Annotated in this window: 11 protein-coding genes; 4 read left to right on the forward strand and 7 right to left on the reverse strand. The window is 61.9% G+C overall.

Going from position 1 to position 13,754, the window contains the following annotated elements; translation table 11 throughout:
* Positions 1-10: 10 nt before the first annotated feature.
* The 5 genes from KPG71_RS12960 to KPG71_RS12980 all read right to left on the reverse strand — a co-directional run bounded on the left by KPG71_RS12960 (position 11) and on the right by KPG71_RS12980 (position 6,166).
* Positions 11-1,372, reverse strand: a complete 1,362-nt coding sequence (locus KPG71_RS12960; protein WP_216338370.1) for an IS5 family transposase — start codon at positions 1,370-1,372, stop codon at positions 11-13.
* 221 nt (positions 1,373-1,593) lie between these two features.
* Positions 1,594-2,352, reverse strand: a complete 759-nt coding sequence (locus tag KPG71_RS12965; protein ID WP_216338423.1) for a DeoR/GlpR family DNA-binding transcription regulator — start codon at positions 2,350-2,352, stop codon at positions 1,594-1,596.
* A 1-nt stretch (position 2,353) separates the two neighbouring features.
* Entirely contained in the window at positions 2,354-4,045 is a 1,692-nt protein-coding gene (locus KPG71_RS12970; RefSeq protein WP_216338424.1) for an ABC transporter permease subunit, read from the reverse strand.
* Positions 4,042-5,025: an ABC transporter ATP-binding protein gene (locus KPG71_RS12975; protein WP_367397351.1), complete on the reverse strand. Its 984-nt coding sequence runs from the start codon at positions 5,023-5,025 to the stop codon at positions 4,042-4,044. The genes KPG71_RS12970 and KPG71_RS12975 overlap by 4 nt, the downstream gene beginning before the upstream one ends.
* Positions 5,026-5,152: 127 nt before the next feature.
* Positions 5,153-6,166 carry an ABC transporter substrate-binding protein gene (locus KPG71_RS12980; RefSeq protein ID WP_216338426.1) on the reverse strand — a complete coding sequence of 338 codons (1,014 nt, stop codon included), beginning with the start codon at positions 6,164-6,166 and terminating at the stop codon, positions 5,153-5,155.
* A 213-nt stretch (positions 6,167-6,379) separates the two neighbouring features.
* Between KPG71_RS12980 and hisN the strand changes: the two genes are divergently transcribed.
* The 4 genes from hisN (at position 6,380) to KPG71_RS13000 (ending at position 11,406) form a co-directional block, all read left to right on the forward strand.
* Positions 6,380-7,177 (forward strand): histidinol-phosphatase, encoded by a 798-nt coding sequence (hisN, locus tag KPG71_RS12985; protein ID WP_216338427.1) that lies wholly within the window; start codon positions 6,380-6,382, stop codon positions 7,175-7,177.
* Between the two features lie 373 nt (positions 7,178-7,550).
* A complete protein-coding gene (gene dctP, locus KPG71_RS12990) occupies positions 7,551-8,651 on the forward strand; it encodes a TRAP transporter substrate-binding protein DctP (protein ID WP_216338428.1) in 1,101 nt (366 codons plus the stop codon).
* Positions 8,652-8,734: 83 nt separating this feature from the next.
* Positions 8,735-10,048, forward strand: coding sequence for a TRAP transporter small permease subunit (locus KPG71_RS12995; protein WP_216338429.1), 1,314 nt, complete (start codon positions 8,735-8,737; stop codon positions 10,046-10,048).
* Positions 10,049-10,050: 2 nt separating this feature from the next.
* Positions 10,051-11,406, forward strand: a complete 1,356-nt coding sequence (locus KPG71_RS13000; protein WP_216338430.1) for a TRAP transporter large permease subunit — start codon at positions 10,051-10,053, stop codon at positions 11,404-11,406.
* A 65-nt stretch (positions 11,407-11,471) separates the two neighbouring features.
* Here KPG71_RS13000 and KPG71_RS13005 read toward each other — a convergent pair whose 3' ends face one another.
* Both KPG71_RS13005 and KPG71_RS13010 read right to left on the reverse strand, forming a co-directional pair.
* Positions 11,472-12,431, reverse strand: coding sequence for a LysR family transcriptional regulator (locus tag KPG71_RS13005; protein ID WP_216338431.1), 960 nt, complete (start codon positions 12,429-12,431; stop codon positions 11,472-11,474).
* A 15-nt stretch (positions 12,432-12,446) separates the two neighbouring features.
* Entirely contained in the window at positions 12,447-13,571 is a 1,125-nt protein-coding gene (locus KPG71_RS13010) for a zinc-dependent alcohol dehydrogenase family protein (protein WP_216338432.1), read from the reverse strand.
* Between the last annotated feature and the right edge of the window lie 183 nt (positions 13,572-13,754).

Here is a 13,754-nt window from a genome sequence, read left to right on the forward strand (position 1 = left end):
GCGCTGAATATCACGCTGTGAGCGACCTGAGGCCGGTTTGAGCGGCGATTGGGGCGCGTTTTGTCCCGAACATGGCGTAGATCGCTGCGACGATTTCGGCCCAAAGCGCCCTGAGGTGGGCCAGGATCATCCGGATGTTGTGGCCGCAGCCGCACAGGACAGCATGGAGCGCGTCGCCCAGCGTGCCCTTGAGGACGCAGCGGGCGAGGCGACCGTCGGTCTTCATGTGTCCAATCGCCGGCTCGATCGCGCTGCGCCGGCGCAGGTCGCGCCTGAGCGCCGGTGTCATCCCGCGCTTTTGCCCGGCGATGTAAACCGCCGTGGCCGTCACGCCGTGACCGCGGTAGCCGCGATCCACGAAGGCCCGCTTCGGCCGGGTGTCGGTCAGGATCTCCACCTGCTCCAGCGCCTCACGCAGCGTGTGACCGTCGTAGGGATTGCCCGGCATCGACCGCATGCCGACGACGAAGCCTTCCTTGTGGGTCGTCGCCACAGACACCTTGGTCCCGAACTCGTAACGCACCCGCGCCTTGCCCTTCGAGATGCAGTCGACCGCCGGTTCGTGCAGGGCGTAGAGCTTGCGCTTGTCCTTCGGCTTTTGCCGCAGCAGCCGGTCCACGAGGGCAATCTCCGCCTCGACCCGCTGCCGGAGGCTGTCGTCGGCGATGTCGCCTAGCTGACGCTGGATGTCTCGCATGACCCGGCCGGTATAGCCCTTCAGTCGCCGCAGAGCCTTGCGCATCCGCTTGAACTGCCGGGCATGGGCATAGCGTCCGATCTGGCCCGATAGCCGGGGCGCGAGCCGAGCGTAGCTCTGGCGCAGCGGCAGGTCCGCCGCCCGTGCCAGCGTCACCAAGCGCCGGCGCGCCTTCTCGTAGAGCCGTGCATCCGTCGGGTGCGCGATCGCCTTCTCCATCACCGTGGTGTCCACGATCACCGCTTCGACGCTCCGCTCCAAGATCACCCCTGACGCCCGTCCTGCTTCGATCGTCTTGGTCAGAAGCCACTCGACGCCCTCCTCGCCGATCCGCTTGCGCCAGCGCGTCAGTGACGAGGGATCGAGCGGGAAGCGGTGCTGAAAGAACGTCTCGCCACAAAAGTGCTGGTAATACGGGTTCTCCACCCAGCGCGCGACCACGGCCTCGTCCGACAGCCGGTAGGTGTGCTGCAGGTAGAGCAGCCCCGCCACTAGCCGCGGTGACGTCGCCGGGCGCCCGGTGTGCGACGGGAAGAACCCGGCCCACTCCGCCTCGAAGAACTCCCAGTCGATCAGCGCCGCCAGCTTCACCAACTCATGGCGCATATCGATCATGTCGGTCAGCCGTGGACGCAAGAGATCGTCCTGTTCCGGGGCGCGGGATTTGGGCTTCATCGCTCGATCCGAAATTGCAGGGTTCTGAGCCAAAACATACCAAATCCTGCAGTTCTACGACATCCCAAAACGCCGTTTAGGAAACGAAATCAACACGCTGAGAGTTGTTCAGACCGGACCAAGTAGTTTGCATGCCATAGCATGCTGCGACGGGATGCCCCGATGCAGAGCCCGGATTTGCGGGCCTGTTGCTCTTGTCGGGCGCTCGCTCGCGGATGCAGTTAGGTCACGAGACGGATACCGATTTGGCGAAATGGGTGGAGGATATCGTCGCCGGTTGAATTGTCAGTGACGACGCTGTCTATCGCGTCCATGTCGCAAATGCGAACCCGGCTTGTTTGGCCCATTTTCGTATGGTCGACCAACAAAACCGTTTCGTTCGCCTGTTCCAGCATGGCGCGGGCGATTTCCGCCTCGTGCAGGTCGTAGGAAAACACGCCCTGCGCGGAGTCCAGCGCCACAGGTGCGATGAACGCCGTATCGACCTTGAAGCGCCGGATTTCGGAGAGGGTCAATTCGCCGAATGTGGCGGGCACGTCGCTCATCATCTGTCCGCCCAGGAGGAAAAGGTCGATGTTCGACTGTGCACTCTGGATGGTGTTCGCAATATCGAAGGAGTTTGTGATCACCGTTATATCCGAAAGCCCGGCCAGAACCTGCCCGAAAATCGAGGTCGTCGTGCCGGCATCCACGAAGATCGAACAGCCCGGCACAAGAAGCGCCGCTGCCTTGCGCGCGATGTCGCGTTTGGCTCGGGTTTGTGCCGTGCGGCGTTTTTCAAACGGGGCCTCGCCGCCGGTCTGGCGCAATACCGCGCCGCCATGCACCCGGTCGATCGTGCCGTCGCTTTCCAGATCGACCAGATCGCGGCGCACCGTTTCGCGCGAGACGCCCAGAACCTGCGCCAGATCGCCCGCCGAAATCTGCTGGTTTGTCTCCAGCATCGCCAGAATGCGGCGGTGACGTTCTTTTGACCACATGCTACCCGTCCGATCCGGTTCCCGCGTTTCGGCCCAGATAGGCCAGTATCGCCTTCATGCCAAGCAAGGCCGCTGCCACCACCGCCATGACGCAGCATGAAAATGCCGCCGCCTGCGAGGTCAACCCGGCATCGTCCAGTCGCATGATGGTGACGGCGGCCACCGACAAATCCGGCGTGGTCAGGAAAACCACGGCGGACAGCGTGACCATAGAGCGCATGAACAGGAAGAAGAACACCGAGATCAGCATCGGCGCGACGAAAGGCGCGATGATGTTGACGGCTACGCGTCCCAGTCCCGCGCCAAGGCTGCCAGCCGCCTCTTCCAGTGCCGACGGCAATTGCCGAAAGCCGGTCATCACCGTCAGGAAGGCCTGTGTATGGTAGTGATAGAAATTCACGATCCCGATCAGGGCTGCTGTTCCATAAAGCAGGTAGAGTGGCGTCGCCGTGGAATTGAAGGTCAGGATATAGGCCAGACCCAGCACCATCCCCGGCACCGCCGCAGGCATCGCTGCCAGAACCTGCAACGGCTGGGCCAGCATGGCCGGGGCGCGGCGCAACCCGACCGCCAGCAGGAACACCAGGAATGTGCCCCCCGCCGCCGCGGCCAGCGAAATCCAGATCGTGATCCAGAGGGATGAATACCCACCAGCCAGCGTGATGTCGTAATGTTTCAGCGTCAGCGACATGTTGTAGGGCCAGAGACGCACGAAACTGGCGTAGAACACGATGGTGATCACCGACAGGACCGCTAGGCAGATCAACAGGTTCAGCCCGGCCATGGGCAGATCGCGTGCCGGGGTGAAGCGAGGCACGAAGCGTTGTGCGTTGGCGGGGTGCCGTCCCTGAAGCCGCATCGCGCGGCGTTCGATGTAATAGGCCGCCACAGTGGGCAGCAGCAGCATGATGCCCACGACTGCGCCCATGTTGAAGTTCCGCTGTCCGATCACCTGAGAATAGATTTCGGTGGCCAGAACCGAGTAATCCCCGCCGATCACCGCGGCATTGCCGAAATCGGTGATGGTGATGATGAACACCACGAAGGCCGCGTTCAGGATGCCGAAACGCGCGGCGGGCAGGGTCAGGTCGCGAAACTGGCGCATGGGTGATGCGCCCATGACCTCGGCGGCCTCATAGGTGCGCGCATCCAGCAGAACCAGTGCGGCACCGATGATCATCACGGCCTGCGGCAGGGCGTAAAGGGTATTGGCGATCAGCAGACCCCAGAACCCGTAAATCTCCATCTCGACGCCGAATAGTTGGTTGATCACCCCATTGCGCCCCAGCAGGAAAATCAGCCCCAACGCCTGCACCAAAGATGGCGCCAGCAATGGCAGGACGATCACCGCCCGGATCAGCCGCTTGCCCCGAAAAGCGCAGCGATAAAGCCCGTGCGCGATGATGAATCCCAGAACGACACTGAGTAGTGTCGTTGCGCCGCCCATGATCATCGAGTGGCGTGTCGCCCGCCAGAAACCGGACGATCCCAGAACCTCGGCATAGTTCGACAGGCCGTATTCCCCGTCGATCGTGGTGATCGAGCGCAGGAAGACGATGGCCATCGGATAGAGAAAGAACAACACCAGCCCGATCAGGGGAACGCCGACACAGACCAGTGCAAGTGCTTTGTCGCCATCGAAGCGGGCAGGGGGTGCGCCCGCAGCGCCGTGCGGCAGGGTCTTGTCGGTCATGCCGCAGCCCCGGTCACGTCGTCCCGGACCCACACGCAATGCTCCGGCGCGATCCCGAGTGTCAGCTTGTCACCGGGATGAAATCCGCCTGCGCCGTGGGTTTCCACCAAAAGCGGGCCAAGCGGGCTATCCAACTCGATGCGCTTGAGATTGCCCAGAAAGCTGATCTCGCGCACGGTTGCGGTGCCATCGGCATCGGGCGTCAGGTCGATATGTTCGGGACGGATGCAGGCGATGTAATCCGCATCCGGTGCGTCGGGCCGTGTTTGCAGCAGATCGGGCTGAACCCGGCGGATCACGCCGGTTTCGATCAGATTGCTGGTGCCCATGAAATCGGCCACGAAACGGGTTTCGGGCCGGTGATACAGGTCTTCGGGGGTGCCTGCCTGCACCACGGTGCCGTGGTTCATGCAGATGATCTTGTCGGCCAGCGCAAGCGCCTCTTCCTGATCGTGGGTGACCATCAGGGTCGGAATGCCCAGAGTTCGCTGAAGCTGTCGGATTTCGCTGCGCAGATCGGCGCGCACTTTCGCGTCGAGCGCCGAAAGGGGCTCGTCCAGCAACAGAACGCGCGGATCGACGGCGATGGCGCGGGCCAGGGCGATGCGCTGTTGCTGACCGCCCGAAAGTTGAGAGGGAAACTTGTCGGCCAGTTGCGGCAGTTTGACCAGTTCCAGAAGCTCACGGACCCTGGCGGCGATCTGATCGTTTGCGGCGCCCCTGATCCTGAGACCATAGCCGATATTCTCGGCCACGGTCATGTTCGGGAAAAGCGAATAGGATTGAAAAACAATGCCGAATCCGCGTTTGCGTGCGGGTTGATTGGACAGGGTTTCCCCCTCGATGGTGACGAGACCCGAGTCGGTTTCGGCCAGGCCCGCGATGATCCGCAACAACGTGGTCTTGCCACAGCCGGAAGGCCCCAGAAGGCAGACGAATTCGCCTTTCTCGATGGCGATGGATACATCATCGAGGGCCACGAACGGGCCAAAAGTTTTGGTCGCATGCTCGACGGTAAGATACATTTGGGATCTTCCGATACCTGAAATGAATTCTGTTAGGATGGTATGACGGCGGGTTTCCCCGCCGCCAGGCGCCTTGCGGGTCTTAGCGACCGAAGCGTTCGCGCCATTCTTTCTTGGTCTCGACCTGGCTTTTGGCCGAGGCGTCGAAATCGACATCGGCCAGAACCGTGCCGATGTCCGCCGGCAGGCCAGCAGCGGCGGCGGCCTCGGACTGGCCCACGCCCGGCACGGTCACCAGTGCCTTGTATTCACCGTAGAGTGCGATGGCTTCGTCCGACATCGTCCAGTCGAGGAACTTTTGCGCATCCCCGGCATTGTCGGTGCTGGACAGGATGCCATTGGCCTCAAGCTCGTAACCGACGCCGCCTTCGGGGAAGACCATGGCCAGAGGATAGCCTTCCTGAATCGATTGCATCGCGGTGAATGCCAGCGAGATACCCACCGTATATTCGCCGATCCGGGCGGATTTGCACGGTTTCGACCCAGACGAGGTATATTGCGCCATGTTGGGATCGACGGCCTCAAGCTGCGCCCAACCGGCCTCTGCGCCCATGGATTGCAACACTGCGTTGACGTGCAGATACCCCGTCCCGGACGAATTCGGATCGGGCATCAGGACTTCGTCCTTGAAGCCTTCCTGCTCGAGATCGGCCCAGCTTGTCGGCATGGGCAGGCCTTTTTCTTCGAGCCGGGGTTTGTTCACGCAAAAGGCGCCCATATAGCCGATGGGCGCAAACCAGCGGTTTTCGGGGTCGCGGAACCGGTCGGGCAGAACACCGACGCCCGCCGCTTCATAGGAGCTCATCATTTCGAGAATGCGGGGGTCCATCATCGCGGTCACGGCCCAGCCCCAGATCAGGTCGGCCTGTGGGTTGTCGGCCTCGGCCAGAATACGCGCCCCGAGCTTGCCGGTGGACAGGCGCAGCACGTTCAGTTCCACATCCGGCAGGGCCTTTTGGGCGGCTTCGGTGTAGGCGGCCAGTTCTTCCTCTTCCAGTGCGGTGTAAATGGTCAACTCACCGGCGGCAGCGGGCATCGCCAGGCCAAGCGCCAGAAGAGACGCGGTAATTCGTGAAGCAGAAATAGGTGTGGTCATTGTCTTCTCCTTGTTGTCGGGTCCCGCAGGATTGAGCGGGCAGGCAGCGGCCTTTGGGCCGTTCTTATGGTTTCCAACCCTTCCGGCGGGCGTGGGGCCGGACCGGATTGCGTGGGTATTTGTGTAGTCTTGCATTTTTTTGCGTTTTGTCTATGCCTAATTGCATCCGGGCGTGACAAAGGCGCAAGGGGTTGCCCCAATTGAGGAAAAACCATGCAAGACACGACACTCCCCTCAAACGACAAGGCGCTTTGTGCGTTCGCGCATGAGCTTGCGGATCTGGCCCGGTCGATCTCGATGCAGTATTTTCGCACCGAACTCGATGTGCTGGAAAAGGACGATCTTTCGCCGGTGACCATAGCCGACCGTGCTGTCGAGGCGGCGATGCGGGAGCGAATCGCGCAGGTATATCCCGATCACGGAATTTACGGCGAAGAGCAAGGTCAGCAGGGTCTGGATCGTACTCATATATGGGTGGTCGATCCGATTGACGGGACGAAAAGCTTTGTGACGGGTATGCCCACGTTCGGAACGCTTATCGCCCATCTCGAAGAGGGGACACCGGATCTGGGACTCATCTCGATTCCTCCGACGGGCGAATGTTGGACCGGGCAAGTGGGCATGCCTACAACTTTCGGAAGTTCTCGTTGTGTAACAAGCGGTTGCGCGTCACTCGCCGATGCGCGTTTTTACACCACATCGCCGGATATTTTCGACGAAACCGGATCGCGGTGTTTCGAGGCGTTGTCGCGGCGTGCGCGCATGCGGCGCTTTGGCGGGGATTGTTATGCCTATGGGTTGTTGGCCTCGGGGCATGTCGATGCCGTTTTCGAAATGGACCTGCAACCCTATGATTACATGGCCCTGGTTCCGGTGGTCGAAGGGGCGGGAGGTGTCATAACCGACTGGCAGGGAAGGGCTTTGACGCTTGAGTCGGATGGGCGGGTCATTGCGGCGGCGACGCGGGAGTTGCATCGCGAAATGCTGGAGATCATCGCGACCGTTTCCTGAGTATACCGCGCATTTCATGCCGGTTCGGATGGCTGACGCGGGCCTGGGCGGGCGGATGGATCGGGCGAGAAATTTGTACGAAACGTACGAAGTGTACGCGGGTTTTGTACGAAACTCCGGGCCAATCGGAACGGTTGCATACATCATGGACACATCCCGGCCCCGGCGCGGGTGGATGCGCTCGAATCGGGGCTGATTGCCCGGTGAGCGGAGCGGGAGTCACGGAGGTCAATTTTGTCCCGACTGCTCCAAAAGTATAGAATCGGCAAAAACTTCTAACCAATTTCGCGATCTCGCGTTAGGCTGCGTTTGGTCCGTGGCGGGTTTGGTGCAACTCCTGATCTGCCACGCGGTCAAAAATGGGAGGAGAATCATGACCAAGACGATCACGACCCGGCGTGGTGCCCTGCGGGCATTTGCGGGTGCGGGCGCGGCAACACTTGCGGCCCCTCATCTTGCCACGGCACAGGGCCAGACGACGACGTGGAAAATCCAGACGAGCTGGCCCGGAGGAGCGGGCCTTCAGGTATTCAAGGACTGGTGCGCCACAATCGAGGAGAAGACGGGCGGCGAACTGGCGTTCCAGCCATTCGGCGCGAATGACGTCGTGGGCGATTTCCAGCTTTTCGATGCCGTCAAGAATGGCGTGCTCGAAGCGGTGAACCCGTTCACGATCTATGCGCAAGGCATCATTCCCGCCGCGACCTTTCTGACATCGATTCCGCTGGGGCTTCGCAACCCGCATGAATTCGACGTGTTCTACTATGGCCTCGGGGGCATTGATATCGCGCGCGAGCTTTATGCGGCGCAGGGCCTGCATTTCGTCGGTCCCGTGCATCACGGCCCGAACATCATCCACTCGAAGGTGCCGATCCGTTCGATCGACGATTTCGCGGGCCGCAAGATGCGCCTGCCGGGCGGGATGGTTGCCGAGGTGTTCACCGCCATCGGCGCGGAAACCACGGTTTTGCCCGGCTCGGAAATCTTCCCGGCGCTGGAAAAAGGCACGATCGACGTGGCGGACTATGTCGGCCCGGCGGTGAACTATGCGCTGGGCTTCAGCCAGGTGACCGATTACATCGTCATGGGCCCGCCGGGCTTCATGTCGCTGTATCAGCCGGTGGACATCATGGACATCACCGTGGGGCAGGCCGCATGGGATGCGTTGTCTCCGGCGATGCAGCAGTTCGTCGAAATGGAAACCCATGTCTATTCGGATATGCACCACGCCGCGATTCAGGCCGCCGACCAGGAAGCCTGGGGCAAGTTCGCGGCAGACGGCACCGAAGTGACGCGCCTGAGCCAGGACGACGTCGAACTGATGACCGAAATGGCCGTGCCGATCTGGTTCGACTATGCCAACCGCGATCCGAACGCCGCGCGGGTCTTCAAGATCCAGCTGGATTACATGATGTCGGGGTCGCTGGGATATGTCGATCCGGCGCTGACCGAGGGGCTTGAGCTGAAACTCTGAGCGCCTGACGACTATGATTGATAGCCGCCCGGCGCCGATGCGCCGGGCGGTTTGTTCACAACTCCAATCGAAAGAGGACAGAAATGCCGGGGCTCAGCTTTACGCTGCCGCATTGGCTGTATTGGGTAGGATTGATCGTGTTTCCTATCGTGGCGATGGTGCTTTCGCGCCGTCCGCAGCCCGCGCAAAAGCGCTATACGATTCCACTGGCCTATATGATCGCCGTCACCGGCGGGATCATCGGGCTGCACCGCTTTTACCTGAAAAGCATGCTCGGGCTGGTTTTCATCCCGATCTTTCTTTTCATCCTGTATGCGAACAGCCAGACGCACGAGGCGCGGACGATCGTGTCGAACTATGCCAACGAGCTTCGGGTTGCCGAGCGCACGCTTGGCCGCGAAGAAGGCCGTGTTGCCGAGGCGCGCGAGGGATTGGCCGACCTGCGGGCGGCGTTCGAGGCCGCCGAGGAGGGCTCCATTGGCCAGCGCAGCGCGGAGCGCCGCCTGACGCGGGCCGAGGACACCATCGAGAAGGGCGAAGCGCGTCTTGAAGAGGCGCGCGCCGCGGTCGAGGAGTTCACGCCGCTGCGGGACGCCGAGGAAAGCCGGCGGGCCTTCTGGGACAGTTCGGCAGGCAATGCGTTCTACCTGATCCTTGCGCTGCTGGCGCTTGATTTCGTCCTGATCCCCGGCCTTGTGAAGCGCGCCAATGCGACGATCCCCGAGCATGAGGAAATCTCGGAGGCGGAAAAGGCGCTGGCGGCGCTCGAAGCCGAGGAGGGGCCGCAGCACGATTCCGATTACGCGACGAACTGGATCGACCGGCTGTCGCTGTTCTGTGGGGAATTCGTGGCCTATTGGGCGGTGATCGCCGTATTCGTCTATTACTACGAGGTGATCGCGCGATACGTCTTCGGGTCGCCCACCAACTGGGCGCATGAGGCGATGTACCTGATGTTCGGGATGCAATACCTGATCGCGGGGGCCTATGCGATGCTGACCGAAAGCCATGTGCGCGTGGATATTTTCTATGCGCCGCTGTCGAAGCCGCGCAAGGCGTGGGTCGATCTTCTGACATCCGTCTTTTTCTTCATCTTCGCGGGGACGCTTCTGGTGACGTCGTGGATTTTCGCCATGGATGCGATTGCCGTGCCTTCGGGCAATTCCGTGCTGTCCGACTGGGCGCGCGGGCAGATCGGGTTTGGCGAGATGGTTTCGGGCTTTGGCCTGAACCAGTGGACCGATCCCAACATTCGCTGGGGCGAGATCAGTTTCAACGAATGGGAGGTTCCGCTGTGGCCGATGAAATGGGTGATGGTCATGGGGGGGCTGTTGTTGGTGCTGCAAGGCATTTCGAAACTGTCGAAAGACATCCGTGAAATCGCGCGGGGGAACTGAGCATGGGTATTGATATTGGAATCGAGCTTCTGACGCTCATCATGTTCGGCTCGTTGCTGGCGCTGCTGATGGCGGGGTTGCCTCTGGCCTTCGTGACCGGCGGTCTGGCCTGTGTCTTTCTGTTCGTACTGGGGGATGCGCGGGCGCTGAACATCGTGCCCAGCCGGATTTTCCCGTTGATGACCAACTATCAGCTATCGGCGATCCCGTTGTTCATATTCATGGCGGCGATGCTGGAAAGGGCCGGGATCATCAACGACATGTTCGATGTGATCTACAAGGTTCTGGGCGGCGTCAAAGGCGGGCTGGCCTCGGCCACGATCATCGCCTCGACGATCCTTGCGGCGATGGTCGGCGTGATCGGGGCGGCGGTGGTGACGATGGGCATCATCGCGCTGCCGGCGATGCTGAAGCGTCATTACGACCCCAAGATCGCCATGGGCTCGATCATGGCGGGGGGGACGCTGGGTATCCTGATCCCGCCGTCGATCCTGGCGATCATCTATGCGGTGGTGGCCGAGCAATCGGTGGGCGAGCTGTTCATCGGCGCGGTCATTCCCGGCCTGCTGTTGTCGGGGATGTATATCCTTTACGTGTCGGTGCGCTGTTACGTGAACCCGGTGCTCGGCCCGGCCATTCCGGTGGAAGAACGGGTTTCGAATGTCGAGAAACTTCAGCTGGTCGGGAAGATGGCCGCGCCGATCACGCTGGTCGTGGTCGTGCTGGGCATCATCTTTTCGGGTGTCGCGACGCCGGTTGAGGCTGCCGGGATCGGCACCTTCGGGGCGTTCATCGTGGCGGCGATCCATCGCAAGCTGGACTGGCCCACGGTGCGCGAGGCCTGCACCACCACGCTCAAGGCGTCGGCGATGGTGATCTGGATCATGTTCGGTGCGACGATCTTTGTCGGGCTTTACGTGCTGGAGGGCGGTCAGCAATTCGTGCAGGATGCGCTGGCGGCCACCGGATTCGGCCCGTGGGGTATCCTGATCCTGATGCAGGTTCTGCTGGTCGTGCTGGGGATGTTCCTGGACTGGGTCGGTATCCTGCTGCTGTGCGTTCCGATCTTTGTGCCGATCATCAAGGCGCTGGGCGCGGCGGCCTTCGGGCTGTCCAATCCCGAGGATCTGGTCCTGTGGTTCGGGGTGCTTTACCTGGTGAACATGCAGATGAGCTTCCTGTCGCCGCCCTTTGGCTATGCGCTGTTCTATCTGCGCGGGGTTGCGCCCGAGTCGATCCCGATGACGGATATCTTCAAGTCGGCGCTGCCGTTCCTGGCGTTGCAGGTGGTGGGGCTGGTCCTGTGCATGGTCTTTCCCGAGATCATCACATGGCTGCCAAGGCTGGTTTACGGCTGATCAGGCTGCCGGATCGCCCCGCCGGTTGGCGGGGCGGTCTTTACTCCGGGCGAGGCAAGAGATGATCAGGACCGCCGTCTGCCGGTTTGCGGGCGGCTTTTCTGCAGTTTGCCCTCCCAGATCCCGCGGCGGACCAGTTCGCGGGCCACGTCGAGGGTCATCGATTCCACCGCGTGGCAGGCGCGTGTCATGACGCGGGCGGGGCTTTTCACCAGATAGACGGGGCGCGTCATGGTGGGTTCGATGATCGGGGCGCGCAGCAGGTCGCCGCGTTCGACGAAATCCTGCGCGGCGACCGGCGCGAAAATGGTGTAGCCGGAGCCACGCGCGACCAGTTCCTTGATCTGGGTCATCGCGTCCATCTCGACCACGACGTTCAGGCGCACATCGTGTTGTTTGCAATAGGCTTCGATCTGGTTGCGCAAGCCGCTGGAGGGCAGCACCATGTCCAGCTTTTCCAGGGCCCGCAACGGCACAGGCGTACCCGGGGGTGTATCCAGCGGCCAGGCGTCCGGGGCGGAATAGAAGAACAGTTCCTCGTCCAGAACATGGGTGCCGCGCAGCTGGCCGCCGCTTTTCAGGTCATAGAGAAAGCCAATATCCACGGTCCCGTCGAGCAACCAATTTTCGAGATAGCCGCTCATCGCTTCGACGGCGCGCAGGCGGACCTCGGGCATCTCGAGGCGCACGGTTTCGGCGAGGGGCACGGACACGATCATCGAACAGGATGGCGGCATTCCGAAAACCACCCGTCCGCTTATGGTGCCGCCGCGTTCGCGCATGTCTTCGATGCAGCGGTCCAGACTGTTGCAAATCCCCCGCGCATGTTCGAGGAGAATGCGGCCTTCGTCGGTCAATGCCGTGCCGCGTGCGGAGCGCTCGACCAGTTTGACCGAAAGTTCCTCTTCCATGCGGTGCAGGTGTTGCGACAGCGAGGGCTGCGCCACGCCGATGGCCTGAGCCGCCGCCGAAATCGACGGCGCCTCGGCGACGGCAAGGAAATAGCGCAGGTGCTTGATATCCATCGTCCGGCCTGCCCGTCAGTCGAACTCGATAACCTGCCGGATGGCCGTGCCGTCGTCGAGCTGATCCATGGCGAGGTTGATCTGGTCCAGCCGCAAGCGGTGGGTCAGCATCTTTTCGACCGGAAGCTTGCCTTGCTGGTGCAGCGAGAACATGCGCGGCAGGTCGCGTTGCGGCACGCAGGAGCCGATATAGCTGCCCTTGAGCGCACGTTCCTCGGCCACCAGTTTCAGGGCGTTGAGGGGCATCCGCGCATCCGGGTGCGGCAGCCCGGCGGTGACGGTCGTGCCGCCGCGGCAGGTGCAGTCATAGGCGGTTTCCAAAGCCTTGACCGATCCGGCCAGTTCGATGGCGTAATCCACCCCGCCGCCGGTCAGGTCGCGGACCGCTTCGGTTGTGTGTTCGTCGGCCTTGACGGTATGGGTTGCGCCCATGCCCTTTGCCGTTTCCAGCTTGGAGTCGAACGGGTCGATCACCACGATCTGCCCGGCCCCCGCCGCCTGCGCGCCCAGCACCGCAGAGAGGCCGACGCCGCCGAGGCCGACAACCGCAACCTTGCTGCCGGGTGTGACCCTGGCGGTGTTGAAGACCGCGCCCGCGCCGGTCAGCATGGCGCAGGAGAACAGCGCGGAAATATGCGTTGGAATATCCACGTCGACCTTGACCAGTGACTGACGGGCGAGAACGGCGTGGGTGGCGAAGGCAGAGACGCCGACATGATGGTGCACGGGCTTGCCGTCCATCGACAGGCGGCGATGGCCGGTCATCAATTCGCCCACGCCGTGGTGTTTCGCGGCGCGGGTGCACAGGGCCGGTCGTCCTTCGGAACAGGGCAGGCAGGTGCCGCAGCCGGGGGCGAAGATGCATACCACATGATCGCCGGGGGCCAGATCGTCGATGCCGGGGCCGACCTGTTCGACGATGCCCGAGGCTTCGTGCCCGAGCACCATCGGCACCGGGCGGGGGCGCGTTCCGTTGATCACGGACAGGTCGGAATGACAGACCCCGGCGGCGGCGACACGGATCAGCACCTCGCCGCGGCCCGGCTCGTCCAGTTCGACATCGCGAACGGTCAGGGCCTTGTTCTTTTCGAAGTCGCGTTCGATATTTTCGCGCTCCAGCACAGCTGCCTGGATTTTCATGGCATGTCCTCCCGTAGTCTGAATTCCAACCGCACGGATCGTGCGTTATGGGCGCCTAAAGCGAAACATTTCCACTTTAATAGTGTTATAGGATAGTGCCGCATTATTATGCGCTGCAATAGCAAAAACATATAACTGGAATAGCGCTATGATATTGGCGTAGGCTTTAGCTCTTGGTCTACG

Origin of the sequence: Roseovarius sp. PS-C2 (assembly GCF_018862045.1) — a bacterium.
Classification (GTDB): Bacteria; Pseudomonadota; Alphaproteobacteria; order Rhodobacterales; family Rhodobacteraceae; genus Roseovarius.